The organism is Streptomyces sp. NPDC036813 (genome assembly GCF_055609245.1).
Genome location: NZ_JBVJPV010000003.1, coordinates 422,049 through 447,114 on the forward strand (window position 1 = coordinate 422,049; position 25,066 = coordinate 447,114).

The following is a 25,066-nucleotide window of genomic DNA, read 5'->3' on the forward strand; positions in this document are numbered from 1 at the left end:
TGGGGGGTGTCCGTCCTCGGTCCGGCCGGCCGTTTCCGACGGCGGCGCCGTGTGCCGGTGCCGGCCGCTGCGGGCGGACACCCCCCACCCCGGCCCCTTGCCGCCGTACGCGGGTGCCGGCCGTCGTCACTTCCGCCGCGTGTGCGGGTGCGTCGGCTACGCCTCGAACGCCGTCGCCCGGGAGCGCTTCTCCCAGGGGGTGATGCCGGTGCGGACCTGGTCGAGGTGGGCGAGGACCGCGTCGACGCCGTCGTCGCCGAGCGGCAGGCGCAGCGGGGTCTCCTCGGCGTTCAGCGCCTCCAGGATGACCGCGGCCGCCTTGGCCGGGTCGCCCGGCTGGGTGCCGTCGCCGCCCTCGACCAGCTCGCGTGTCGCACTCACCTTCGGGTAGAGCCCGCTGTCGGCGCTGACGCCGGCCCGGCCCTGGGCGAACAGCGCGGTGCGGAAGGCGCCCGGCTCCACGATCAGCACCTTGATGCCGAAGTCCCGTACTTCGTCGGCGAGCCCCTCCGACAGGCCCTCCAGCGCGAACTTCGTTCCGCTGTACGCCGAGAAACCGGCGAACGACATCTGCCCGCCCATGCTGCTCATCTGCACGATCGCGCCCGAGCGCCGCTCGCGCATGTGCGGCAGCACCGCGCGGGTGAGGGCCGCCGGCCCGAAGACGTGCACCTCGAACAGTTCGCGCAGCTCGTCCTCGCCGGTCTCCTCGAAGGCGCCGACATGGGTGCGGCCCGCGTTGTTCACCAGCACGTCGATCCGCCCGTGCCGGGCGATGACGTCCCCCACGGCCGCCCCGGCGGCCGAGGTGTCGGTGACGTCCAGGCGCAGCGCCTCCACCTGATCGGGGTGCGCGGCGACGAGGTCGTCCAGCACCTCGGGCCGCCGCACCGCGCCCACCACCACATCGCCGGCCGCGACCGCCGCCTCGGTGATCGCCCGTCCGAAGCCGCTGCTCGCCCCGGTCACCAGCCACACCTTGTTCATGACCCCACCTCGTGGTCGCCGTTGTCGTCCTGACGGGAACCAGCCTGCCCGTGCGGGGAGTTGTACGTCCAAGACCTCTGGTGATAACCGATGGGCATGACCATGGACGTTCATGTGCGGGACCTGCGCTACTTCCTGGCCGTCGCCGAGGAACTGCACTTCACGCGTGCCGCCGAGCGGCTGTACGTGTCGCAGCCCGCGCTGAGCAAACAGATCGGGGCGCTGGAGCGGCAGGTGGGTGTGCAGCTCCTCCAGCGCGACCATCACCGGGTCTCCCTGACCCCGGCGGGCGAGGCCCTGCTGCCGCACGCCCGGGACGTGCTGGCCGCGTGGGAGGAGGGGTCGGCCGCGCTGGAGGCGGCGAGGGCAGCGCAGCGCAGCACGCTGGTCGTGGGCATGAGCACCAGTCCGGGCCGCGGGGGCTTGCTCCCGGCGATCCGCTCCCGCTTCACCGCGGCCCACCCGCAGGTCACCCTGCGGCTGCGGCAGGTCGGCTGGGAGGACCCGACGGCGGGCCTCGCGGACGGCACGGCGGACGTGGCCTTCGTCTGGCTGCCGCTGCCCGACGAGAGCCGCTACGACTGGACGGTGCTCGCGGAGGAACCCCGCCTGGTCGCCCTCCCGGACACCCATCCGCTCACGAGCCGTACCGAGATCGACTTCGCGGACCTTGCGGACGAGCCGTTCCTCGCCCTGCCGCCGAGCGCCGGCGCGCTGCGCGACCACTGGCTGGCCCTGCCCGAACGCGCGGGCCGCCCGCCCCGCGTCGGAGCGGAGATCGCCGGCACCGAGGAGACCTACGAGGCCCTGGTCGCCGGCCTCGGCATCTGCCTGGTCGCGGCGGGCAACGCCCCTCTGATCACCTTGGGCGGCGTGACCACCCGCCCGGTGCGGGGTCTGTCTCCCAGCCGGTACGCGCTGGCGTGGCGGCGAGCGGACGCGGACCGCCCACTGGTGCGCGCGTACGCCCGGGCGGCTCGGCAGGCGGCGCGGGCGGGGGACACCGCGGCCCGTTGACGATCTCGTGGCCCGGTCCTCGCCGAGTCGCTACGGTTTAGTCATGACCGCACTGCCCGACTGGATGCGCCCGCCGCGCGAGGAAGGCTGGTTCGCGGAGGACCTGGATCGCCTCCCCGAGGCACCCCGCCACACCGAGCTGATCGACGGAGCCCTCGTCTTCATGATGTCGCCCCAGCGATGGTGGCACGGCCACCTCGTCACCATGCTCACCGTCGCCCTCATGGAGCAGGCGCCCAGCGACGTCAAAGTCGGCCGCGAGATGACCATCAGGCTCGACGAGCGGAACCGGCCCGAACCCGATCTGCTCTTGACGACGGCCGCCTACGACGGCGACCGCACCTGGTTCACACCCGATGAGGTGCGACTCGTCGTCGAGGTCGTCTCGCCCGAGTCCGCGCACCGGGACCGCACGGTCAAGCTCCGCAAGTACGCCGAGGCGGGCATCCCGCACTACTGGTGCATCGAGGACGTGGACGGCGCCCCCGTCGTCCACGTCTACGAACGCGACGAGCCGACCGGCGTCTACGCGCCCGCGGGTATTTTCCGGGGCAGCCTGACGCGGCCTGTGCCCTTCGAGATCAGTCTCGATCTCGACAAGCTCACCCCGGCGGGGAGCAAGTAGCAGTCGCCGGCACGGGAAGACGAAAGGGCCGGACTCCGCGGAGTCCGGCCCTTTCGGCGTGCTCAGACGTTGAAGCGGAACTCCACCACGTCCCCGTCCTGCATCACGTAGTCCTTGCCCTCCATGCGGGCCTTGCCCTTCGCGCGGGCCTCGGCGACCGAGCCGGTCGCCACCAGGTCGTCGAAGGAGATGACCTCGGCCTTGATGAAGCCCTTCTGGAAGTCGGTGTGGATCACGCCGGCGGCCTCGGGGGCGGTCGCGCCCTTCTTGATCGTCCAGGCGCGGGACTCCTTGGGGCCGGCCGTCAGGTAGGTCTGTAGGCCGAGGGTGTTGAAGCCGACGCGGGCGAGCGTGGCGAGGCCGGGCTCGTGCTGGCCGACGGACTCCAGCAGCTCCAGCGCCTCCTCCTCGTCCAGCTCGGCGAGGTCGGCCTCCAGCTTGGCGTTGAGGAAGATCGCCTCGGCGGGGGCGACCAGGGCGCGCTGCTCGTTCTTGAAGTCCTCGTCGACCAGCTCGTCCTCGTCGACGTTGAAGACGTAGAGGAAGGGCTTCGTCGTCAGCAGGTGCAGGTCGTGGAGGAGCTCCGCGCGCTCGGTGCCCTGGACGATGCCCTGGGAGAACAGCGTGTCGCCCTTCTCCAGGATCTCCTTGGCCTCCTCGACGGCCTTGACCTTGGGCGCGATGTCCTTCTTGATCCGCGACTCCTTCTGGAGGCGGGGCAGGACCTTCTCGATGGTCTGCAGGTCGGCGAGGATCAGCTCGGTGTTGATCGTCTCGATGTCGTCCTTCGGCGAGACCTTGCCGTCGACGTGGACGACGTTCTCGTCCTTGAAGGCACGGATGACCTGGCAGATCGCGTCGGACTCACGGATGTTCGCGAGGAACTTGTTGCCCAGGCCCTCACCCTCGGACGCGCCCCGCACGATGCCGGCGATGTCGACGAAGTCGACGGTGGCGGGCAGGATCCGCTCCGAGGAGAAGATCTCGGCCAGTTTCGCCAGGCGGGGGTCGGGCACGCCGACCACGCCGACGTTCGGCTCGATCGTGGCGAACGGGTAGTTGGCCGCCAGCACGTCGTTCTTGGTCAGGGCGTTGAACAGGGTCGACTTGCCGACATTGGGCAGACCGACGATTCCGATCGTGAGCGACACGTTGCGACTTCCCGTTACGTGAGGGTGGAGGGCGGCGGGTCCCTTGGCGGGGCCGATCCACCAGTCTACGGGGTGAGCGCGCCGGGACCGGAGGTCGTCTCGAACGGCTGGCCGGGCTCCGCCGAACGGCGTGTCCGAGGTGTGAGCGGGCGCGCGAACCGACCTAAGTTGGTCCAATGGAGCAGCACAGGACGCGCCACGCCCAGTCCGCACCGCGCCGCCGCACGCCGTCGCCGGCGCCGTCGCCGCTGCCACCGCAGGCGCGGCGTGGGAGGCCCGGCCCGGACGGCGGACGCCCGGGCCGGCCGGCTCCGGGCGGCGCGCGCCGGACCGACGCCGGGGCCGCTCAGCGCCGCGCGGTCAGCGTGCGGCGGCCCGCTCCCCCGCTCGCCCGGCCGGGGCGGCTGCCCAACCCGCGGCTCACCGGGCTCGGCAGCGGGCTGTTCTGCTCGGCCGTGATGATCGTGCTCGGTCTGGCGCTGCGGGTGCTGTTCGGGCCCGCGCCGACGGCGTACGGCGTGCTCTTCCTGCCGGTGTGCGTGCTCACCGCTGTGTGGGTGCGCAAGGGGGATCTGCTGACCGCGCCCGTGGTGGTGCCGATCGCGTTCGCCGCGGGGCTGGTGCCCCTGGTCGACGGCGGCGACGGGCTCGGCGGCCGGCTGATGAACCTGGTCACCGCCCTGGCCACCGAGGCCGGCTGGCTGTACGCCGGCACCCTGACCGCCGGCGTCATCGCCGTCACCCGCCGCCTCGCCCTGGCCCACCACCGTCGGCGGCAGGCCGCGGGGCACGGCTGGACGAAGCCCTAGAGCCTGTCCGAACAGGCCCTAGCTGCGGGCCGCCGCGCGCATCGCCGCACCCACGATGCCCGCGTTGTTCTGCAACTGGGCGGGGACGATGTCGGCTCTGATGCCCTCGATCAAATGCAGGAACTTGTGGGACTTGCGGCTGACGCCGCCGCCGATGATGAACAGCTCCGGCGAGAACAGCATCTCCACGTGCGCCAGATACTTCTGCACGCGGTGGGCCCACTGCTCCCACGAGAGGTCGTGGTCCTCCTTGGCCTTGCTGGAGGCGCGTTTCTCCGCGTCGTGGCCTTTCAGCTCCAGGTGGCCCAGCTCGGTGTTGGCCAGCAGGGCGCCGTCGGTGAAGACCGCGCTGCCGATGCCGGTGCCGAAGGTCAGCACGACCACCGTGCCCCGGCGGTCCTTGCCGGCGCCGAAACGCATCTCGGCCAGGCCCGCCGCGTCCGCGTCGTTGACCACCGTCACCGGCAGGCCGCCGAGCCGTTCGCCGAACAGGGCGCGCGCGTCGGTGTCGATCCAGCCCGGGTCGACGTTGGCCGCCGTACGCACCAGGGCTCCGCCCGTCACCACGCCGGGGAAGGTGAGGCCGACCGGGCCGCTCCAGCCGAAGTGGTCGACGACCTCTCTCACGCCGTCGGCCACGCCGTCCGGTGTCGCCGGGTGCGGGGTCAGGACCTTGAAGCGCTCCTGTGCGAGGTCGCCCCTGTCCAGGTCGACAGGGGCACCCTTGATCCCGGATCCGCCGATGTCCACGCCGAAGATCTGCATGGCTCCACGTTACGACGGACCACTGACGGTCACGTCCCCGGACGGACCGGCGGTCGCGTCCCGGGCGGATCCGGCGGTCACGCCTGGGCCGTACCGCTCCCGCCGCGCTCGGCGACCAGGGCGGCCGCCTCCTCGCGCAGGTCGCGGCGCAGTTCCTTGGGCAGGGAGAAGGTGATGGACTCCTCGGCCGCCTTGACGATCTCCACGTCCTCGAAGCCGCGCTCGGCGAGCCAGGCGAGCACCTGCTCGACCAGCACCTCGGGCACGGACGCGCCGGAGGTGACGCCGACCGTGCTCACGCCGTCCAGCCAGGCCTCGTCGATCTCGTCGGCGAAGTCCACCAGGTAGGCGGCGCGGGCGCCGGCCAGCTTGGCGACCTCGACCAGGCGCTTGGAGTTGGAGGAGTTGCGGGAGCCGACGACGATGACGAGGTCGGCCTCGGCACCCATCTGCTTCACGGCCTGCTGGCGGTTCTGCGTGGCGTAGCAGATGTCGTCGCTGGGCGGGGAGACCAGGCCGGGGAACTTCGTCTTCAGCGCGTCGACGGTCTCCATGGTCTCGTCCACGGACAGCGTGGTCTGGGACAGCCAGACGACCTTCGAGGGGTCGCGGACCTCGACCTTGTCGACGTCACCGGGGCCGTCGACGAGCTGGATGTGGTCGGGGGCCTCGCCGGACGTGCCGATGACCTCCTCGTGGCCCTCGTGGCCGATCAGGAGGATGTCGTAGTCCTCGTCGGCGAACCGGACGGCTTCCTTGTGGACCTTGGTGACCAGCGGGCAGGTGGCGTCGATGGTGGCGAGCCGGCCCTGGCGGGCCTCCTCGTGGACGGTCGGGGCCACGCCGTGCGCCGAGAACATCACGATGTTGCCCGGCGGCACCTCCTCCGTGCGCTCGACGAAGATCGCGCCCTTCTTCTCCAGGGTCTGCACGACGTACTTGTTGTGGACGATCTCGTGCCGGACGTAGACGGGGGCCCCGTACTGCTCCAGGGCCTTCTCGACGGCGATCACGGCGCGGTCCACGCCCGCGCAGTAGCCCCGGGGGGCGGCGAGCAGGACACGGCGGCCAGGCGAAGCAGTCATGCGTCCCATCGTAAGGGTGCGTTCGGCGGCACAGAGATCGCGTCGCCCCGGGCGCCGGGGGAAAACTGGTTTCCATGTCCGACACGGAGACGACTGCTTCCCCGGCCGGCGCGCACGACCGGCTGCATCGCAGCCTGGGCTTTCGCGACCTGGTGGTCTACGGGCTGCTCTTCATCGCCCCCATGGCGCCCGTCGGCGTGTTCGGCACGCTGGACGCCAAGTCGCACGGCGCGGTGGCCCTGGTGTACGTGGTGGCGACGGTCGCCATGGCGTTCACGGCCTTCTCCTACGCGCAGATGGTGCGGGTCGTCCCGCTGGCGGGGTCGGTGTTCGCGTACGCGCGCGTGGGGCTCGGCGAGGGCGCCGGGTTCGTCGCGGGCTGGATGGCGATGCTGGACTACGTGCTCATCCCGGCGGTGGCCTATCTCTTCTCCGGGATCGCGATGAACTCCCTGGTCCCCGAGGTGTCCCGCTGGGTGTGGACGGCGCTCGCGGTGGTCGTCACGACGCTGCTGAACCTGTGGGGGGTGCGCACGGCGGCCCTGGTGGGCTTCCTCGTGCTGGCGATGGAGATCGTCGTGCTGCTGGTGTTCATGGTGGCGGCGGTCGTGGTCCTCGCGCGGGACGGCGCCCAGCGGGACGTGCTGTCGCCGCTGTCCGGGGACGGCTCGCAGGGCGCGTTCGCGCTGTCGGCGGTCGTCGGGGCGGTGTCGGTGGCGGTGCTGTCGTACCTGGGCTTCGACGCGATCGCCACGTTCGCGGAGGAGACCGCCGGCGGGTCGGCGAAGGTGGCGCGGGCGCTGCTGTTCTGCCTGGCGCTGGCCGGTGTGCTCTTCGTCGCGCAGACCTATCTGGTCGCCTTGCTGGAGCCGATGACGTCCGCGCAGCTGGCCGCCGATCCGGTGAAGCAGGGCTCGGCGTTCTACGACGCTGTGGACTCCTCCGTGGGCGGCTGGCTGCACGACCTGGTGGCCGTGAGCAAGGCCGTCGGGGCGGCGTTCGCGGCGCTGGCCGGGCAGGCGGCGGCCGGGCGGCTGCTGTTCGCGATGGGCCGGGAGCGGCGGCTGCCGAAGGCGCTGTCCCGCACGGACGGCGGGGTGCCGCGGGTGGCGCTGCTGTGCGCGGCGGTGGTCACGCTGGTCGCGGCGGGGTGGGCGGCGCGGCGCGACGACGGGCTGGACAAGCTGGTGTCGGTGGTCGACATCGGCGCGCTGACGGCCTTCACGCTGCTGCACGCGAGCGTGGTGGGGTACTTCGGGCGCCGGCGGGGCGAGCTGAGCTGGTGGCGGCATGTGCTGGTGCCGGTCGTGGGTGCGGCGATCACGGTCGCGGTGATCGTGGAGGCCTCGGGCACGGCCCAGGTGGTGGGTGCGGTGTGGCTGGTGATCGGCCTGCTGGTGCTGGTGGGTCAGCGAGGCAGGACCAAGGCTCCGCTGTAGCAGGGCGGCGCCTCGCTGTTCGGCCCCGCTGTCGGTACCGACCGTTACTCTCGACCGCATGGCTGTCTCCACGTCCCCCGAAACCCCGATCCCCGTCGGTGAGGTGTCCCGGCTGATCGGCGGCTGGATCGACCGCCTCGGCGCGGTGTGGGTCGAGGGGCAGATCACAGAGCTGTCGCGCCGCCCGGGCGCCGGCGTGGTGTTCCTGACGCTGCGCGACCCGTCGTACGACATCTCGGTCAGCGTGACCTGCTACCGGCAGGTGTTCGACACCGTCGCGGACGTCGTCGGTGAGGGTGCCCGGGTCGTGGTCCTGGCCAAGCCGGAGTGGTACGCGCCGCGGGGGCAGCTGTCCCTGCGGGCCGCCGAGATACGGCCCGTCGGCGTCGGGGAGCTGCTGGCGAGGCTGGAGCAGCTGAAGAAGGCGCTGGCGGCCGAGGGGCTGTTCGCGCCGGAGCGCAAGAAGCCGCTGCCTTTCCTGCCGCAGCTGATCGGGCTGGTGTGCGGCCGGGCGTCGGCCGCCGAGCGGGACGTGCTGGAGAACGCCCGGCACCGCTGGCCGCAGGTGCGCTTCGAGGTCCGCAACGTCGCCGTGCAGGGTGTGCACGCGGTGCCGCAGGTCGTGCAGGCCGTGAAGGAGCTGGACGCGCTCGACGAGGTCGACGTGATCATCGTCGCACGCGGCGGCGGCAGCGTGGAGGACCTGCTGCCGTTCTCCGACGAGCAGCTGGTGCGCGCGGTGGCGGCGTGCCGGACGCCGGTGGTGTCGGCGATCGGGCACGAGCCGGACAACCCGCTGCTGGACCATGTCGCCGACCTGCGCGCTTCCACTCCGACGGACGCCGCGAAGAAGGTCGTGCCGGACGTCGGCGAGGAGCTGGAGCGGGTGCGGATGCTGCGGGGGCGGGCCCGGCGGTGTGTGCAGGCGTATCTCGAGCGGGAGGAGCGCGGGCTCGCGCACGCGCTGGCCCGGCCGGTGATACAGGATCCGCACCGGATGCTGGACGAGCGGACCGACCAGGTGGAGTCCCTGGTGGAGCGGTCCCGGCGGTGCCTCGGACATCTGCTGGACCGCGCGGACTCCGAGCTGACGCACACGCACGCGCGCGTGGTGGCGCTGTCCCCGGCGGCGACGCTGAAGCGCGGGTACGCGGTGCTGCAGAAGGCCGACGGGCATGTGGTCCGCGATCCCGGCGAGGTGGCGGCCGAGGAGCCGCTGCGGGCGCGGGTGGCCGAGGGTGAGTTCACTGTCCGAGTCGACGTTTAGGTTGGGTGGATGACCAGCAAGGTGGATGAGGCGCTCGGGTACGAGCAGGCGCGGGACGAGCTGATCGACGTCGTACGGCGGCTGGAGGCCGGCGGGACGACGCTGGAGGAGTCCCTCGCCCTGTGGGAGCGCGGGGAGGAGCTGGCGAAGGTGTGCCGGCGCTGGCTGGAGGGCGCCCGGGCGCGGCTGGACGCGGCGCTGGCGGAGGAGGAAGAGGACGCCGAGGAGTAGCCGGCGGCTGTACCGGCAGAAGGCAGAAGGGGAACGCACGCCGCCTGCCGGCACGGTGTGAAGCCCCTCACGCCACCTATTGTTGAAACTTGAACCTTCTCTGGCGTACCGTCGAGGACGTCAGACGGTCCGGCATGCCGGATCGGACGCACACCAGAGAAAGTTCACGCATGTCTCTCGTTCTTGACCCCGCCGCCCAGGACCTGCTCTTCCGCGAGGCCCGTACCGCGAACGCCTTCACCGACGAGCCGGTGTCCGACGAGCAGGTGCAGGCGATCTACGACCTGGTCAAGTACGGCCCGACCGCCTTCAACCAGACCCCGCTGCGCATCACCCTGGTCCGCTCCCCCGAGGCCCGCGAGCGCCTGGTGCAGCACATGGCCGAGGGCAACCAGCCCAAGACCGCCTCCGCCCCGCTGGTCGCGATCCTCGCCGCGGACAACGAGTTCCACGAAGAGCTGCCGGCGCTCTTCCCGGCGTTCCCGCAGGCCAAGGACGTCTTCTTCGCCGAGCGCCCAGTCCGCGAGAACTCCGCGCTGCTCAACGCCGCCCTCCAGGCCGCGTACTTCATCGTCGGCGTGCGCGCCGCCGGTCTGGCCGCCGGCCCGATGACCGGCTTCGACGCCGAGGGCGTGCGCAAGGAGTTCCTGGACGACGACCACACCCCGCTGATGATCGTCAACATCGGCAACCCGGGCGAGGGTGCCTCCCACCCGCGCGCCCCGCGCCTGGCGTACGACGAGGTCGTCACCACCGTCTGACGCCCTCGTTCTCCCGTACGGCAAGAGGCCCCCAGCACCGCCGGGGGCCTCTTCGCACGCCATGGGAAAGCCAGGGCCGCTCAGGCCAGCTTCAGGGCCTTCACCATCTCGGTCAGCTGCGTGAAGGAACCGGTGCCCGCGACCACCGTGGTCGAGCCGCCGGGGGTGTCCCGCAGCACCAGCGCGTCGTAGCGGCCGCCGGTGTAGCGGATCCAGGTGCGGCCGGCGATCTGCTCGGTGACGTCCGTGGCCTTCGCGCCCTGGCTGGCCTCGGCGATGAACGCCGAGCGCTTCTGCGTGGACTGCTCGATGGCCACGTACTGGCCGCCGGGGGCGTTGAAGCCCAGGTGCCAGGCGTCGGACTGGTCGCCCCGGAAGCGGACCGAGGTCGCCTTCCAGGTGTCCGGCAGACCCTCCGGCGCGGCCACCGGGTACGAGGCCGCGCGGCGCGCCGTGGACAGCTCGACGCTGTAGTCGACCCGCTTGAGCTCGGGAGCGTGATCGTCGTGCGGGATGGCGAAGAAGTAGACGACCAACGCCACGATCCCGATCACGGCCAGGGAGAGGATCATGTCCCGGGCCGTCTTCTGCTTGCCGTTCGAACCTGCCACGCCCCCTATCGTCGCAGGTGCCCGGTCCGCTCATACGTGGGGTCCCCTGCTCATTTTGTCGGACTGACGATAGAGTCGGGGTCGAACACCCTCATCCGGCCGTCGTCGTATCAGAAAGGTGCGCTCCGATGACCGAGCATCATCACTTGCCGTCCGAGCTGGACGTCCCGTCCGAGGCCCCCGACCGCAACCTCGCCCTGGAACTCGTCCGGGTGACCGAAGCCGCGGCCATGGCCGCCGGCCGCTGGGTCGGACGCGGTGACAAGAACGGCGCCGACGGTGCCGCGGTGCGCGCCATGCGCACCCTCGTCTCCACCGTGTCGATGAACGGCGTCGTCGTCATCGGCGAGGGGGAGAAGGACGAGGCGCCGATGCTCTTCAACGGCGAGCGCGTCGGTGACGGCACCGGGCCCGAGGTCGACATCGCCGTCGACCCGATCGACGGCACCACGCTGACCGCGAAGGGCATGCCCAACGCCATCGCGGTGCTGGCCGCCGCCGAGCGCGGCGCCATGTTCGACCCGTCCGCCGTCTTCTACATGGACAAGCTGGTCACCGGCCCGGAGGCCGCCGACTTCGTCGACATCGACGCGCCGGTCGCGGTCAACATCCGCCGGATCGCCAAGGCCAAGCGGGCCACTCCCGAGGACGTCACCGTCGTCATCCTCGACCGGCCGCGCCACGAGGGCCTGATCAAGGAGGTCCGGGAGGCGGGCGCCCGCATCAAGCTGATCTCCGACGGCGACGTGGCGGGGTCCGTCTACGCGCTGCGCGAGGGTACCGGCGTCGACCTGCTGCTCGGCATCGGCGGCACGCCGGAGGGCATCATCTCGGCCTGCGCCGTGAAGTGCCTGGGCGGCACGATCCAGGGCAAGCTGTGGCCCAAGGACGACGAGGAGCGGCAGCGGGCGATCGACGCCGGGCACGACCTGGACCGGGTCCTGACGACCGACGACCTGGTGTCCGGGGAGAACGTGTTCTTCGTCGCGACCGGCATCACCGACGGTGAGCTGCTGCGGGGTGTGCGGTACCGGTCGGACACCGCGCTGACCGAGTCGATCGTGATGCGGTCGAAGTCGGGGACGGTGCGGAAGATCGACTCCGAGCACCGGCTGCGGAAGCTGCGGGCGTACAGCGCGATCGACTTCGACCGGGCGAAGTAGCACCGCAGGGCGGGGCCGGGCCGCCCGGCAGGCAGGCAAGAACCCTGCCCGGCCATCGACAACCCGCCCGGCCATCGAGAAGGGGCGCCCCTGTGCGGAGGGACGCCCCTTCTTCGGCTGCCGAGCCGGCTCAGCCCGCTGCCGCTATGCGGCCCGTCGTCGCCGTCTTCTTCAGTTCCATGTCGCGGCGGCGCCGCCGGGCCAGGACCACGCGGCGCTCCGCCGCCGTCAGGCCGCCCCAGACGCCGTAGGGCTCGGGCTGGAGCAGGGCGTGCTCGCGGCACTCGACCATCACGGGGCAGCGCGCGCAGACCCGCTTGGCGGCCTCCTCGCGGGAGAGCCGGGCCGCGGTGGGCTCCTTGGACGGTGCGAAGAACAGGCCGGCCTCGTCGCGCCGGCACACCGCCTCGGTGTGCCAGGGGGCGTCTTGTTCCCTGTCTCGCGCCGGCCCGCGCTGGGCCGGAACAGCAGCTACCTGCAGAGACGAATGCGGCGGTTGCAGCACGGTCTACTCCTGACGACGGCTTCGCGAGCGAGAGACGATGCAGCAAGCCCTACCCGCTGTACGCGCGCCTATGCACTGAGTTCCCAACCGCGCGGTCTGTGACGGCCGCGACTTCCCGTCCGTCAGTGATCCAGATGCCTGCGCAGACCCCGGTCGACCTTGCGCTGCACCTTGTCGAGGATGTCCGCGACGAGCTTGCCGCGCTTGGGCCGCGCCTCGATGTTGCCGAGCACGGCCCAGCCGTCGACATAGACGACCGGGGCGTCGGGATCGGCGGAGTCGAGGGTGTCCACCTCGAAGTTGCCGAGCACCCCGCCGCCCGTGCCGCGCAGCGAGACGTTCTCCGGGACGCGCACCTCGACGCTGCCGAAGACCGAGATCGCCTTGATCACGACCTGCTGGTACTCGAACAGGGCCTCGCTCAGGTCGATCTCCACGCTGCCGAAGATCGCGTACGCGTGGATACGGCGGCCCGCGCGCCAGCGGCCCCGGCGGACGGAGCTGCTGAAGACGGCGACCAGGTTCTCGTCGGGGTCGACCGGGACGACGCCCGGGGCCGGCCGCTGCGGGGCGGCGGCGTGGGCCGGTGCGGCCGGGCGCCGGCCCGCGGGCAGGTCGCGGACGTATACCTCCAGCTCGCCGACGGTCTTGGCCGCGAGCACGCCCTCGACGCGCTCGGAGTGCTCCTCGGCGGTCAGCCGCCCCTCGGCGAGGGCCTCGCGCAGGATGTCGGCGATGCGGTCGCGGTCGGCGTCGGAGGCGCGCAGCTCGGCGACCGGCGTGGCGGTCTGCGCGTGGGGGTCCACCTGCTTCTGAAGGTCCACGACGGCAGCATAGCGAAACACGATAGATCGCGATAGCCCTGCCGAGGCGAACGGAGTCTCACCCGCTCGGGACGAACTGAGCCTTACCTCACAGGCTTCGTGTCGGCGGCAGGTTCTACGCTGGTGTGGCCCGCCAGCGTCGGCGGGCCGCCGTCCGTAGAGTGAGGAATGGGCTGAGATGCCTGAGTTCGCGTACACCGATCTGCTCCCCCAGGGCGAGGACACCACCCCGTACCGGCTGGTGACCTCCGAGGGCGTCTCGACGGTCGAGGGACCGGACGGGCGGACGTTCCTCAAGGTGGAGCCGGAGGCGCTGCGCAAGCTGGCCGAGGAGGCCATCCACGACATCCAGCACTACCTGCGCCCGGCTCACCTCGCCCAGCTGCGCCGCATCATCGACGACGCCGAGGCGTCGAGCAACGACAAGTTCGTGGCGCTCGACCTGCTGAAGAACGCGAACATCGCGGCCGCGGGCGTGCTGCCGATGTGCCAGGACACCGGTACGGCCATCGTCATGGGCAAGCGCGGGCAGAACGTGCTCACGCAGGGCCGCGACGAGGAGGCCCTGAGCCGCGGCATCTACGACGCCTACACCCGGCTCAACCTGCGCTACTCGCAGATGGCTCCGCTCACCATGTGGGAGGAGAAGAACACCGGCTCCAACCTGCCCGCCCAGATCGAGCTGTACGCGACGGACGGCGGCGCCTACAAGTTCCTGTTCATGGCGAAGGGCGGCGGCAGCGCCAACAAGTCCTTCCTGTACCAGGAGACGAAGGCCGTCCTGAACGAGGCCTCCATGATGAAGTTCCTGGAGGAGAAGATCCGTTCGCTCGGTACGGCCGCCTGCCCGCCGTACCACCTGGCGATCGTCGTCGGCGGCACCAGCGCCGAGTACGCGCTGAAGACCGCGAAGTACGCCTCCGCGCACTACCTGGACGAGATCCCCGCGGAGGGCTCCGAGCTCGGCCACGGCTTCCGCGACAAGGACCTCGAGCAGAAGGTCTTCGAGCTGACCCAGAAGATCGGCATCGGCGCGCAGTTCGGCGGCAAGTACTTCTGCCACGACGTGCGCGTGGTACGCCTGCCCCGGCACGGCGCGTCCTGCCCGGTCGCCATCGCCGTGTCCTGCTCGGCCGACCGTCAGGCCGTCGCGAAGATCACCGCCGAGGGCGTGTTCCTGGAGCAGCTCGAGACCGACCCGGCGCGCTTCCTGCCGGAGACGACCGACGAGCACCTGGACGAGGCCGGCGACGTCGTCAAGATCGACCTCAACCAGCCGATGGACACGATCCTCGCCGAGCTGACCAAGTACCCGGTGAAGACCCGTCTGTCGCTGACCGGTCCGCTGGTCGTGGCCCGTGACATCGCGCACGCCAAGATCAAGGAGCGGCTGGACGCGGGCGAGGAGATGCCGCAGTACCTGAAGGACCACCCGGTGTACTACGCCGGCCCGGCGAAGACCCCCGAGGGCTACGCCTCCGGTTCCTTCGGCCCGACGACCGCCGGACGCATGGACTCCTACGTGGAGCAGTTCCAGGCGGCGGGCGGTTCCAAGGTGATGCTGGCCAAGGGCAACCGCTCCAAGCAGGTCACCGACGCGTGCCACGCGCACGGCGGCTTCTACCTCGGTTCCATCGGCGGCCCGGCCGCGCGCCTCGCCCAGGACTGCATCAAGAAGGTCGAGGTCCTGGAGTACGAGGAGCTGGGCATGGAGGCGGTCTGGAAGATCGAGGTCGAGGACTTCCCGGCGTTCGTCGTCGTGGACGACAAGGGCAACGACTTCTTCCAGGACCCGGCCCCGCAGCCGACGTTCACGTCCATCCCGGTGCGTGGTCCGGGTCTCGCGTGACGCACCCCTGACACAGACGCGGAGCGGCCCCCACCCGGCAACGGGCGGGGGCCGCTCCGCGTCCGGGAGGTCAGGGCTGCACCGGCTCCAGCCGGGTCCCCTCCCGCGGTGACAGCGACAGCAGCCGGACCGGGCCGTCGATCTCCATGCGGTGCCACCTGCCGCGCGGTACGACGACCGCCGTACCGCCGGTGAGCGTGGTCGCCCGCTCCGGCTCGCCCGTGACCTCCGGCCGCAGGAAGAAGCGCACCCGGCCACTGAGCACGCAGACCAGTTCGTCGGCCTCGGGGTGCATCTCCCAGTGGTCGGCGTGGACGTCGGCGTCCGACGCGGCGTGGAAGGCCGCCAGCTGCCAGGAACCGGGGCGGCCCTCGGTCATCCGGCGCTCGCCGGCGGTGACACCGGGGCCGGGCCCCACGTGGACGGCGGCCGTGAACAGGTCGATCGGGGTGAGCGGGGTCATGACGGAAGTCCCTCCGGTCGGCTCGGCAAGTTTCTGTACACGTAAGAAAATTAGCCCTTCGCTCCCCCGCCCGTCCACCCCCCACCACCCGGTGCGCCATGATGGGGGCCATGTCCACCGCCCCCTCGCACCCCGGCCGCCCCGGCAGGCCGCCCCGGCTCTCCCGCGCCGAGATCGTCACCGCGGCGCGCCGGATCATCGACGAGGAGGGGGTCGCGAAGCTCACCATGCGGCGGCTGGCCAAGGAGATCGGCAGCACGCCGATGGCCCTCTACCACCACGTGCGGGACAAAGAGGATCTGCTGCTGCTCCTCCTGGAGGACTTCGCCGGGCAGGCGCCCCGGCCGCCGCTGCCCGCGGGCCCGCGCGAGCGGCTGCTCGCCGCGGCCACGGCCATGCGCGACCTGCTGGCCCGCTGCCCGTGGCTGGTCGAAGTCCTCACCGCCGACGACCTGTTGGCGCCCTCTGCCCTGTGGTTCGTGGAGCAGGTCGTGGACGCGGCGATCGCCTGTGGACTCACCCCCGAGCAGGCCGTGCACGCCTACCGGTCGATCTGGTACTACACGGCCGGCGAACTGATCGTCCGTGCGACGGCCGCCCGCCGGCGTGCGAGCGACGAGCGGCCGACCTACCGTGACCAGGTGTTCGCCGGCCTCGACCCGTCCGCCCTGCCCCGCCTCGCCGCGCTCGGCCCGCGCTGGGCGGAGCTGACCGCCGAGGACACCTACGCCGCCGGCCTGCGCGCCCTGGTCGACGGACTGCTGATCGCGGCAGGGACGGGAACGCCGTACACGAGCGGGGAATAGGTGTCCCCGGACCCGTGCTGATCTTCGTGGAGGTACGACGATGACGACGACCGGAAGCAGCGGCACCGACTACCGCATCGAGCGCGACTCCATGGGCGAGGTGCGCGTCCCCGCGCACGCCAAGTGGCGGGCGCAGACGCAGCGGGCCGTGGAGAACTTCCCCATCTCCGGGCAGCGCATCGAGCGCGCCCACATCGAGGCCCTCGCGCGGATCAAGGGCGCCGCGGCCAAGGTGAACGCCCAGCTCGGCGTGGTGGACAAGGACATCGCGGAGGCGATCCAGGAGGCGGCCAGGGAGGTCGCCGACGGACAGTGGGACGACCACTTCCCGGTGGACGTCTTCCAGACCGGCTCCGGGACCTCGTCCAACATGAACACCAACGAGGTCATCGCCACCCTCGCGGCCGAGCGGCTCGGCCGGGACGTGCACCCCAACGACCATGTGAACGCGTCCCAGTCGTCCAACGACGTCTTCCCGTCCTCGATCCACATCGCGGCCACCGCCGCCGTCATCCGGGACCTGATCCCCGCCCTCGACCATCTCGCCGCCGCGCTGACCCGCAAGGCGGAGGAGTTCGCGGACGTCGTGAAGTCCGGCCGCACGCACCTGATGGACGCCACGCCCGTCACCCTGGGCCAGGAGTTCGGCGGATACGCGGCCCAGATCCGGTACGGCGTCGAGCGGCTGAACGCCTCCCTGCCCCGGCTCGCCGAACTCCCGCTCGGCGGCACGGCCGTGGGCACCGGCATCAACACCCCGCCCGGCTTCTCCGCCGCCGTCATCGAGGAGGTGGCCCGCGCCACCGGGCTGCCGCTGACCGAGGCGCGCGACCACTTCGAGGCGCAGGGCGCGCGGGACGGCATCGTCGAGACCAGCGGACAGCTGCGGACCATCGCGGTCGGCCTGACGAAGATCGCCAACGATCTGCGCTGGATGTCCTCCGGCCCGCGCACCGGCCTCGCCGAGATCTCCCTGCCCGATCTGCAGCCCGGCTCCTCGATCATGCCGGGGAAGGTCAACCCGGTCATCCCCGAGGCCGTCCTGATGGTCGCCGCGCAGGTGATCGGCAACGACGCCACCGTCGCCACCGCGGGCGCCGCCGGCAACTTCGAGCTCAACGTGATGCTGCCGGTCATCGCCAAGAACGTCCTCGAGTCGGTCCGGCTGCTCGCAGGCGTCTCCCGGCTGCTGGCCGACCGCACCGTGGACGGGATCGTCGCGCACCGCGAACGCGCCCGCGAGTACGCCGAGTCCTCGCCGTCCGTGGTGACCCCGCTGAACAAGTACATCGGGTACGAGGAAGCCGCGAAGGTGGCCAAGAAGGCGCTGGCGGAACGCAAGACGATCCGTCAGGTCGTCCTCGAGAACGGATACGTCGAGCGGGGCGACCTCACCGAGGAGCAACTGGACGAGGCGCTGGATGTCCTGCGGATGACACGGCCGTAACAGGCGCGCTCGCACCGGCGAACCATGACGCGAACCGCAGCGTCGGATGGCCATGACACCTAATATCTGTGCATGGCAGACGGTGATGTGATGAGACGCGTGGACAGGGACGGCGGTGCTGCGGCGGGCTTCTGGGCGCCCGGGACACAGGTCCTGTGGCGCTATCGGGTCAACGGCGGCGAGGGCTTCCACATCGCGCGGCCCGTCACCGTCGTCCGCGACGACGAGGAGGTGCTCGCCGCCTGGATGGCGCCGGGCACCGAGTGCGTCAAGCCCGTCCTCGCCGACGGCACGCCGGTGCACCGCGAGCCGCTCGCGACCCGGTACACCAAGCCGCGCACGGTGCAGCGTGACCGCTGGTTCGGCACCGGGGTGCTGAAGCTGGCCCGGCCGGGCGAGCCGTGGTCGGTGTGGCTGTTCTGGGAGCCGGGCTGGCGGTTCAAGAACTTCTACGTCAACCTGGAGGACCCGCTGGCCCGTTGGGCGGGCGGAGTGGACTCCACCGACCACTTCCTGGACATCGAGGTGGAGCCGGACGGCGGTTGGCAGTGGCGGGACGAGGACGAGTTCGCGCAGGCCCAGCGGGACGGTCTGATGAGCACCGAACTCGCCGAGCGGGTCCGCGCGGCCGGCCGGGACGCGGTCGAGGCGATCCGCGCCTGGGGGCCGCCGTTCTCGGACGGCTGGCAGCACTGGCGGCCCGATCCGTCGTGGCCGGTGCCGCGGCTGCCGGACGACTGGGATCGTACGCCCGCGCATGTGTCCTCATGAGACCCTTGATGCGCCCCCGGGCAGGAAACGTAGGATCGTCCTCCGCAAGGGCGCGCAGGGGCAACCGCCGGTGCGCGTACCGAGTCTGATCCGACGTCACCGAGGGGCGGGCAGGACGTGAGCGAGGGGAACCAGGGCGCCGCCGGAATTCCGTTCCTGGGGCACGTATTGCGGGTATCGGCATGTCGGCGGGCGGATCTGCGTGCCCGGCGCGCAGCCCCGGACGGATGGATGCGACACGCGTGACCGAGCACCCCACCTACGAACGCCCCCAGCAGGGCGTCGACCCCACGGACCCCCGCGGGGCGCTCCTGCGTACCTCCACGTCGGCGCGTGCGCCCGGCGCGGGGGCCTTACCGCTGCCGGGCGCCCAGGCCCGCGCCGGGGACACCCCCGGCACGACCACCCCGAGCGGGACGGGGCCGGCCGGCTCCGGCCCGGAACACGCGCAGCCCGCGGCGGCCCCCGAGCCGGACACGCTGCGGCCGCGCCCGGTACCGGAGGCGATACCGCTGCAGCCGGGAGGTGAACAGGGCGTGCACGGCGGCCAGGAGCGGCGCACCGGACAGGGCCCCGCGCCGGGCCGCCCCACACCCATGCGCCGGGACGGCGACCGCCTGCGGTTCGTCGGTGCCGCGACCCGGCGGATCGCCCGCGGCCTGGACCTGGACGAGATCGTGATGGGGCTGTGCCGGGCCACCGTGCCCACGTTCAGCGACGCCATCCTGGTCTACCTGCGCGACCCGCTGCCCGTCGGCGACGAACGGCCCATGGGGCCCGTCGTGCTGCGGCTGCGCCGAACCGACCGGATCCCGGAGGACCGGGACACCGAGGGCGGTTTCGCGCCACTTCCGCAGTCCCAGCAGCCGGAGCCGTGGGAACTCGCCGACCTCGCGTCGGTGACGGCCGAGCTGTGCGAGGTGCGCCCCGGCGGCGCGCTCGCCGAAGTGCTGCGCGGGGTGCGCCCGGTGTTCGCCGACACGCCCGCCGCGCGCGCCGCGCTGCCCGAGCTCCTCGGCGCCGGCGGCGACCTCGTCATCCCCAGCGGCCAGCGGGCGATCCTCGCGCCGCTGCGCGGGCGGCGGCGGGTGATCGGCGCGGCGGTGTTCCTGCGCCGCCCCGACCGCATCGCGTTCGAGGCGGACGACCTGCTGGTGGCGGCGCAGCTCGCCACGCACAGCGCGCTCGGCATCGACAAGGCGGTGCTGTACGGCCGTGAGGCCTACATCGCCGACGAGTTGCAGCGCACCATGCTCCCGGAGACCCTGCCCCGTCCCACCGGCGTCCGGCTCGCCTCCCGCTACCTGCCGGCCGCGGAGACCGCGCGGGTGGGCGGCGACTGGTACGACGCGATCCCGCTGCCCGGCAGCCGGGTCGCCCTCGTCGTCGGCGACGTCATGGGCCACTCCATGACCAGCGCGGCCATCATGGGCCAGCTGCGCACCACCGCGCAGACCCTGGCCGGCCTCGACCTGCCGCCGCAGGAGGTGCTGCACCACCTCGACGAACAGGCGCAGCGCCTGGGCACCGACCGCATGGCGACCTGCCTGTACGCCGTCTACGACCCGGTCTCGCACCGCATCACCATCGCCAACGCCGGCCACCCGCCGCCCGTCCTGCTGCACCTGGGCGGCGAGGCGGAGGTGCTGCGGGTGCCCGCGGGCGCCCCGATCGGCGTCGGCGGCGTGGACTTCGAGGCCGTCGAGCTGGACGCGCCCGCCGGGGCGACGCTGCTGCTGTACACCGACGGGCTGGTGGAGTCCCGGCTGCGGGACGTGTGGACCGGCATAGAGCAGCTGCGTGAGAAGCTCGCCGCGACCGCGCAGCTGACGGGCCCGGACCATCCGCCGCCGCTGGAAGCCCTGTGCGACGAGGTGCTGGACATGCTCGGCCCGGGCGACCGGGACGACGACATCGCGCTGCTCGCCGCCCGCTTCGACGGGATCGCACCGAGCGACGTGGCGTACTGGTTCCTGGAGCCGGAGGACGCCGCGCCCGGCAAGGCGCGCCGCCTGGCCCGCCGCCAGCTGGAGCGCTGGGGCCTGGAGGAGCACATCGACTCGGTGCAGCTCCTGGTCAGCGAGGTCGTCACCAACGCGGTGCGGTACGCCTCCCGCCCGGTCACCCTGCGGCTGCTGCGCACCGACGTGCTGCGCTGCGAGGTCGGCGACGACGTGCCGCAGCTGCCCCGGCTGCGGCAGGCGCGCGCCACGGACGAGGGCGGGCGCGGGCTGTACCTGGTGAACCGCATGGCCCGCCGCTGGGGCGCGACCCGGCTGAGCACGGGCAAGGTGGTGTGGTTCGAGCTGAACCGCTGAGCCAAGGCCGTACGACGACGAAGGGCGCCCGGTGTGGACCGGGCGCCCTTCTGCCGTGTCACGGACGGGTGTTGCCTCCGCCGGTGCCGCTCCCGCCGAAGATCGGGTTGTCCGGCGGGCCGCTCGGTGTCCCGGAGGGCGTCTGGGACGGCGGCTGGGTCGTCGGCGTCTCGGACGGCTTCTGGGTCGTCGGCGTCTGCGAGGGCTCCTTCGTCGTCGGCGTCTGCGACGGCGGCTCGGTCGTCGGCGTCTGCGAGGGCGCCTGGGTCGTGGGCGTCGAGGACGGGGTCGGCGTGAACGACGGCTCGACCGCGGCGCCCTGGTCGGTGTCCAGGTCGAACTCGCTGACGTCCTTCTGGACGCCGAAGGTGTAGTCGGCCCAGATCAGCGCCGGGAACTTGCCGCCGTTGATGCGGGGCAGGCCGGCCGCGCCGTGCATGGAGACGTGCTTGCCGTTCTCCGCCACGGACTCGCCGAACAGGCCCACCGAGGTGACCAGGTCCGGCGTGTAACCGGTGAACCAGGCCGACTTGTTGTCGTCGGAGGTACCGGTCTTGCCCGCCACCTTCTGCCCGTTGCGCAGCGGGTTGTCCCGCACCGACTCGCGGGCCGTGCCGTCGCCGATCACGCCGGTGAGGACCGAGGTGACCGTGTCGGCGGCGTTGCGGCTGATGACCTGGTCGCCGATCGGGTCGGGCAGGTTCACCGTGAGGGCGCTGGACTCGACCTTCTTCAGCAGCGCCGGGGTGACCTTCTTGCCGTGGTTGTCGAGGGTGGCGTAGACGCCGGCCATCTGCAGCGGGCTCGCGCCCATCGAGCCGAGCGTCTGCGCGGGCACCGCCTGCAGGTCCTTGGTGTCCATGCCGAGCTTGCCGGCGACCTCCATCACCTTCGGCATGCCGACGTCGACACCCATCTGCGCGAAGACCGAGTTCACGGACTGGTTCATCGCGTTCTGCACGGTGATCGGCCCGTAGTCCTGGTCGTCCTCGTTCTCCGGGGCGAACCCGACGGGGGTGCCGTGGTCCAGGACGGGGCGCTTGCTGGTGCCGTCGTAGATCGTGTCGGCGCCGATCGCCTGACCCTTCTGGGTCGTCGCGGCCTCGTCGATCGCGGCGGCCAGGATGACCGGCTTGAAGGTGGAGGCGGGCTGGTAGTCGGTGCGGGTGGCGTTGTTCGTGTAGTGCTTGTAGTAGTCCACACCGCCGTACATCGCCACGACCGCGCCCGTCTTGGGGTCGACCGAGACGCCGCCGGCCTGGACGTCGCCGTCGACCTTGCGGGTCTTCGGCTTCAGCTTGCTGATGAGCTGCTCCTTGACGGAGTTCTCCAGCGCCGCCTGCTTCTTCTTGTTGATGTTGAGCGTCAGGGTCCAGCCGCCGCGGCCGACGAGGTCCTCGGCCTCCTTCATGTTCGCGGCGGTGCCCTGGGCGACGAGCCGCTTCTCCAGCTCCTTGTTGGCGGCCGCCACCAGGTAGCCCTTCTGGCCGCTGAGGCCGGGCGAGGGCTTGGGCTCCTTGGGGATCGGGAACTGCATGGCCCGGCGCTGCGAGGCGTCCAACCAGTGCTCCTCGACCATGTTGTCCAGCACGTAGTTCCAGCGCTGCTTCACCAGCCTCTTGCCGGTGTCGGTGGCGGAGGACCAGTCGTACTGGCTCGGTGCCTGGAGCAGCGCGGCGAGGTAGGCGCCCTGTTCGACGCTGAGCTGGTCGGCGTCGACGCCGTAGTAGGCCTGCGCGGCGGCCTGGATGCCGTAGGCGTTGCGGCCGTAGTAGCTGGTGTTGATGTACCCGGCCAGGATGTAGTCCTTGGGCTTCTCGCGGTCCAGCTTCAGCGAGATGACCATTTCCTTCAGCTTGCGGCTGACGGTCTGTTCCTGGGTCAGGTAGTAGTTCTTGACGTACTGCTGGGTGATCGTCGAGCCGCCCTGCGCGCCCTTGCCGGAGAGCGTGTTGAGGATGCCGCGCGCGGTGCCCCTCACGTCGATGCCCGAGTCCTTGTAGAAGGTCTTGTTCTCGGCGGCGACGAAGGTGAGCTGCACCTTCTTCGGGACGCGCGCGAGGTCCACGACCTCGCGGTTGACGTCGCCGTCGCGGGTCATGATCGAGCCGTCGCTGTACTTGTAGACGTTGCTCTGCTTCTTGGCGTCGGCGTTCCCCTCGGGGATGTCGATCATCATGTAGAGCACGACGAAGGCGCCGATGCCGAGCAGGAAGAGACCGAGGACGGTGCCGAGGATCTTCTTCCAGGTGAACAGCCGGCGTATACCGCTCCTGCCGCCCGTCCGCGACGAACGGCGGCGCCTGGGCGCCGCGCGGCGGCCCGCACGCTGCCGCGCTCGTCTCTCTTCCGCTCGTCCCATGGGGTGCTTCCTCGCTCCGCTCGTTCCGGGGGCTCAGGTCAGCTCAGAAAGCTAACACCGCTGGTTGTGACAAAGGGCGTCCGATCCGGTCTTTTACGGACGTGACAATGAGCACCCCTGCCTGGAGAACCGACGTCCGGGGACGGTTGAGGGTTGCCCTGGCGGGTAAAAGTGTTATCACTTGGATAGATCCACGAAAGCTTGGGAAACCGACGGCTTCGGAAGCCCGGAAGCCTTGAGAACGGGGGGACTCCATGTCCATGCCTAAGGATTCGTCCACGAATTCGCCCATAGATGCGGTCGATATGCCCGACATGCCCGCTCCTCGCGTGCGGGAGTTCGCCGCGCACAGCATCGGCGGCGGGTTCGCGCTGCTCCTCGGGTTGGTGGGACTGATCGCCGCGGTCGGCTCGATCGCGGGTGGGGCGGTCGCCACGGCGGCGGCCGTGAAGGGCGCGCTGATCGCCCTGGGCGTGCTGATCGGCCTTGCCTCCTTCCTGTCGTTGTGCGGGCTGAACACGGTCGCGCCGGGCGAGGCGCGGGTGGTGCAGCTCTTCGGGCGCTACCGGGGCACGATCCGCGAGGACGGGCTGCGCTGGGTGAACCCGTTCACCTCGCGCCAGAAGATCTCGACGCGGGTGCGCAACCACGAGACGGCCGTGCTGAAGGTCAACGACGCCTACGGCAATCCGATCGAGCTGGCCGCGGTCGTGGTGTGGAAGGTGAACGACACCGCGCAGGCGACGTTCGAGGTCGACAACTACCTGGAGTTCGTCGCCACGCAGACCGAGGCGGCCGTGCGGCACATCGCCATCGAGTACCCCTACGACGCCCACGACGAGGGCGGGCTCTCGCTGCGCGGCAACGCCGAGGAGATCACGGAGAAGCTGGCCGCGGAGCTGCACGCGCGTGTCGAGGCGGCCGGAGTGGAGATCATCGAGTCCCGGTTCACGCATCTCGCGTACGCTCCGGAGATCGCCTCCGCGATGCTCCAGCGGCAGCAGGCCGGCGCGGTCGTCGCGGCGCGGCGGGAGATCGTCGACGGGGCGGTCGGCATGGTGGAGGCGGCGCTCGCGCGGATCGCCGAGCGGGACATCGTGGAGCTGGACGACGAGCGGAAGGCGGCGATGGTGTCGAACCTGATGGTGGTGTTGTGCGGGGACCGGGCGCCGCAGCCCGTGCTGAACACCGGGTCGCTCTACCAGTGACGCCTCCCGAGCCCTCGGAGACGCCGGAGCCTTCTCGCCGGCGGCAGCAGCCGCAGCAGCCGCAGCCGCAGTCGCCGCCGCAGTCGCGGCCGCGGCCGCGTAAGCAGGTGCTGTTGCGGCTGGATCCGTCCGTGTACGACGCGCTGGCCCGGTGGGCGTCGGACGAGTTGCGGTCGGCGAACGCGCAGATCGAGTTTCTGCTGCGGAAGGCGTTGCTGGAGGCGGGGCGGTTGCCGCGGGACGCGGGGCCGATGCCTCGACGGGGGCGGCCGCGAGGGGGTTCTTGAGGGGTCCTTCGTCTTCGGGGGGGGCCTTCGTCTGGGGGGCCTTCGTCTTCGGGTGGGTCCTTCGTCTGCGGGTGGCCGGGGGGGTGCCTGCGGCGGCCCGTGCGGGTTTCGTTGTGGCTGGTCGCGCCGTTCCCCGCGCCCCTTTATGTGTCTGCGGCGGCCCGTTGCGGGCCGGTGGGTGGCTGGTGTCGCGCCTGCGGTGCGTTGTGGGGCGGGGGCGGGGGGGGGGGGGGGGGGGGGGGGGGGGGGGGGGGGGGGGGGGGGCGGCGGCGCGGGCCCCCCCGCCCCCCGGGGGGGGGGGGCGCGGCCCCGCCC

At 71.6% G+C, this 25,066-nt stretch carries 24 protein-coding genes; 15 read left to right on the plus strand and 9 right to left on the minus strand.

Going from position 1 to position 25,066, the window contains the following annotated elements:
* Positions 1-156 precede the first annotated feature (156 nt).
* Positions 157-987 carry an oxidoreductase gene (locus ACZ67Q_RS09470; RefSeq protein WP_471178593.1) on the minus strand — a complete coding sequence of 277 codons (831 nt, stop codon included), beginning with the start codon at positions 985-987 and terminating at the stop codon, positions 157-159.
* Positions 988-1,077: 90 nt separating this feature from the next.
* On the opposite strand from ACZ67Q_RS09470, the gene ACZ67Q_RS09475 reads away from it, so the two are divergent.
* Positions 1,078-2,004 (plus strand): LysR family transcriptional regulator, encoded by a 927-nt coding sequence (locus ACZ67Q_RS09475; protein WP_471178596.1) that lies wholly within the window; start codon positions 1,078-1,080, stop codon positions 2,002-2,004.
* Positions 2,005-2,047: 43 nt separating this feature from the next.
* Positions 2,048-2,629 (plus strand): Uma2 family endonuclease, encoded by a 582-nt coding sequence (locus ACZ67Q_RS09480; protein ID WP_471178599.1) that lies wholly within the window; start codon positions 2,048-2,050, stop codon positions 2,627-2,629.
* Positions 2,630-2,691: 62 nt separating this feature from the next.
* Here ACZ67Q_RS09480 and ychF read toward each other — a convergent pair whose 3' ends face one another.
* Complete coding sequence (ychF, locus tag ACZ67Q_RS09485; protein ID WP_361638842.1) at positions 2,692-3,780, minus strand: redox-regulated ATPase YchF; 1,089 nt, start codon at positions 3,778-3,780, stop codon at positions 2,692-2,694.
* Between the two features lie 176 nt (positions 3,781-3,956).
* Here ychF and ACZ67Q_RS09490 point away from each other — a divergent pair, with 176 nt between their 5' ends.
* Positions 3,957-4,589 (plus strand): DUF6542 domain-containing protein, encoded by a 633-nt coding sequence (locus ACZ67Q_RS09490; RefSeq protein WP_471178603.1) that lies wholly within the window; start codon positions 3,957-3,959, stop codon positions 4,587-4,589.
* Positions 4,590-4,607: 18 nt separating this feature from the next.
* On the opposite strand, the gene ppgK is transcribed toward ACZ67Q_RS09490, so the two are convergent.
* Positions 4,608-5,354 (minus strand): polyphosphate--glucose phosphotransferase, encoded by a 747-nt coding sequence (ppgK, locus tag ACZ67Q_RS09495; protein ID WP_471178606.1) that lies wholly within the window; start codon positions 5,352-5,354, stop codon positions 4,608-4,610.
* A 77-nt stretch (positions 5,355-5,431) separates the two neighbouring features.
* On the minus strand, positions 5,432-6,448 hold the full coding sequence (locus tag ACZ67Q_RS09500) for a 4-hydroxy-3-methylbut-2-enyl diphosphate reductase (protein ID WP_471178609.1): 1,017 nt from the start codon (positions 6,446-6,448) through the stop codon (positions 5,432-5,434).
* A 65-nt stretch (positions 6,449-6,513) separates the two neighbouring features.
* On the opposite strand from ACZ67Q_RS09500, the gene ACZ67Q_RS09505 reads away from it, so the two are divergent.
* The 4 genes from ACZ67Q_RS09505 to ACZ67Q_RS09520 all read left to right on the plus strand — a co-directional run bounded on the left by ACZ67Q_RS09505 (position 6,514) and on the right by ACZ67Q_RS09520 (position 10,137).
* Entirely contained in the window at positions 6,514-7,878 is a 1,365-nt protein-coding gene (locus ACZ67Q_RS09505; RefSeq protein ID WP_471178612.1) for an APC family permease, read from the plus strand.
* Positions 7,879-7,936: 58 nt separating this feature from the next.
* Positions 7,937-9,145: an exodeoxyribonuclease VII large subunit gene (gene xseA / locus ACZ67Q_RS09510; RefSeq protein ID WP_471178615.1), complete on the plus strand. Its 1,209-nt coding sequence runs from the start codon at positions 7,937-7,939 to the stop codon at positions 9,143-9,145.
* A 9-nt stretch (positions 9,146-9,154) separates the two neighbouring features.
* Positions 9,155-9,376 carry an exodeoxyribonuclease VII small subunit gene (locus ACZ67Q_RS09515; protein WP_471178618.1) on the plus strand — a complete coding sequence of 74 codons (222 nt, stop codon included), beginning with the start codon at positions 9,155-9,157 and terminating at the stop codon, positions 9,374-9,376.
* 170 nt (positions 9,377-9,546) lie between these two features.
* Positions 9,547-10,137 (plus strand): malonic semialdehyde reductase, encoded by a 591-nt coding sequence (locus ACZ67Q_RS09520; protein ID WP_471178620.1) that lies wholly within the window; start codon positions 9,547-9,549, stop codon positions 10,135-10,137.
* A gap of 80 nt (positions 10,138-10,217) precedes the next feature.
* Here ACZ67Q_RS09520 and ACZ67Q_RS09525 read toward each other — a convergent pair whose 3' ends face one another.
* Entirely contained in the window at positions 10,218-10,748 is a 531-nt protein-coding gene (locus ACZ67Q_RS09525; protein ID WP_471178623.1) for a DUF4245 domain-containing protein, read from the minus strand.
* 128 nt (positions 10,749-10,876) lie between these two features.
* Here ACZ67Q_RS09525 and glpX point away from each other — a divergent pair, with 128 nt between their 5' ends.
* Positions 10,877-11,911: a class II fructose-bisphosphatase gene (glpX, locus tag ACZ67Q_RS09530; protein ID WP_471178626.1), complete on the plus strand. Its 1,035-nt coding sequence runs from the start codon at positions 10,877-10,879 to the stop codon at positions 11,909-11,911.
* Between the two features lie 130 nt (positions 11,912-12,041).
* Here glpX and ACZ67Q_RS09535 read toward each other — a convergent pair whose 3' ends face one another.
* A complete protein-coding gene (locus ACZ67Q_RS09535; RefSeq protein ID WP_361638862.1) occupies positions 12,042-12,416 on the minus strand; it encodes a WhiB family transcriptional regulator in 375 nt (124 codons plus the stop codon).
* A 122-nt stretch (positions 12,417-12,538) separates the two neighbouring features.
* Positions 12,539-13,240, minus strand: a complete 702-nt coding sequence (locus ACZ67Q_RS09540) for a DUF1707 SHOCT-like domain-containing protein (RefSeq protein WP_471178629.1) — start codon at positions 13,238-13,240, stop codon at positions 12,539-12,541.
* A 178-nt stretch (positions 13,241-13,418) separates the two neighbouring features.
* Between ACZ67Q_RS09540 and ACZ67Q_RS09545 the strand changes: the two genes are divergently transcribed.
* Positions 13,419-15,089, plus strand: a complete 1,671-nt coding sequence (locus tag ACZ67Q_RS09545) for a fumarate hydratase (protein ID WP_471178632.1) — start codon at positions 13,419-13,421, stop codon at positions 15,087-15,089.
* A gap of 70 nt (positions 15,090-15,159) precedes the next feature.
* Here ACZ67Q_RS09545 and ACZ67Q_RS09550 read toward each other — a convergent pair whose 3' ends face one another.
* Entirely contained in the window at positions 15,160-15,552 is a 393-nt protein-coding gene (locus ACZ67Q_RS09550; RefSeq protein ID WP_471178635.1) for a cupin domain-containing protein, read from the minus strand.
* Positions 15,553-15,662: 110 nt separating this feature from the next.
* Here ACZ67Q_RS09550 and ACZ67Q_RS09555 point away from each other — a divergent pair, with 110 nt between their 5' ends.
* The 4 genes from ACZ67Q_RS09555 (at position 15,663) to ACZ67Q_RS09570 (ending at position 20,894) form a co-directional block, all read left to right on the plus strand.
* Entirely contained in the window at positions 15,663-16,358 is a 696-nt protein-coding gene (locus tag ACZ67Q_RS09555) for a TetR/AcrR family transcriptional regulator (RefSeq protein ID WP_471178638.1), read from the plus strand.
* A gap of 40 nt (positions 16,359-16,398) precedes the next feature.
* Positions 16,399-17,805, plus strand: coding sequence for a class II fumarate hydratase (locus ACZ67Q_RS09560; RefSeq protein WP_471178641.1), 1,407 nt, complete (start codon positions 16,399-16,401; stop codon positions 17,803-17,805).
* A 72-nt stretch (positions 17,806-17,877) separates the two neighbouring features.
* Positions 17,878-18,576 carry a cytidylyl-2-hydroxypropylphosphonate hydrolase gene (gene fomD / locus ACZ67Q_RS09565; RefSeq protein WP_471178644.1) on the plus strand — a complete coding sequence of 233 codons (699 nt, stop codon included), beginning with the start codon at positions 17,878-17,880 and terminating at the stop codon, positions 18,574-18,576.
* 227 nt (positions 18,577-18,803) lie between these two features.
* Positions 18,804-20,894: an ATP-binding SpoIIE family protein phosphatase gene (locus ACZ67Q_RS09570; protein ID WP_471178647.1), complete on the plus strand. Its 2,091-nt coding sequence runs from the start codon at positions 18,804-18,806 to the stop codon at positions 20,892-20,894.
* Between the two features lie 58 nt (positions 20,895-20,952).
* On the opposite strand, the gene ACZ67Q_RS09575 is transcribed toward ACZ67Q_RS09570, so the two are convergent.
* Positions 20,953-23,256 carry a transglycosylase domain-containing protein gene (locus tag ACZ67Q_RS09575; RefSeq protein WP_471178650.1) on the minus strand — a complete coding sequence of 768 codons (2,304 nt, stop codon included), beginning with the start codon at positions 23,254-23,256 and terminating at the stop codon, positions 20,953-20,955.
* Positions 23,257-23,516: 260 nt separating this feature from the next.
* On the opposite strand from ACZ67Q_RS09575, the gene ACZ67Q_RS09580 reads away from it, so the two are divergent.
* Positions 23,517-24,464 carry an SPFH domain-containing protein gene (locus ACZ67Q_RS09580; RefSeq protein WP_471178653.1) on the plus strand — a complete coding sequence of 316 codons (948 nt, stop codon included), beginning with the start codon at positions 23,517-23,519 and terminating at the stop codon, positions 24,462-24,464.
* On the plus strand, positions 24,461-24,751 hold the full coding sequence (locus ACZ67Q_RS09585; protein ID WP_471178656.1) for a type II toxin-antitoxin system antitoxin: 291 nt from the start codon (positions 24,461-24,463) through the stop codon (positions 24,749-24,751). Before ACZ67Q_RS09580 ends, ACZ67Q_RS09585 begins: the two co-directional genes overlap by 4 nt.
* Positions 24,752-25,066: the final 315 nt, after the last annotated feature.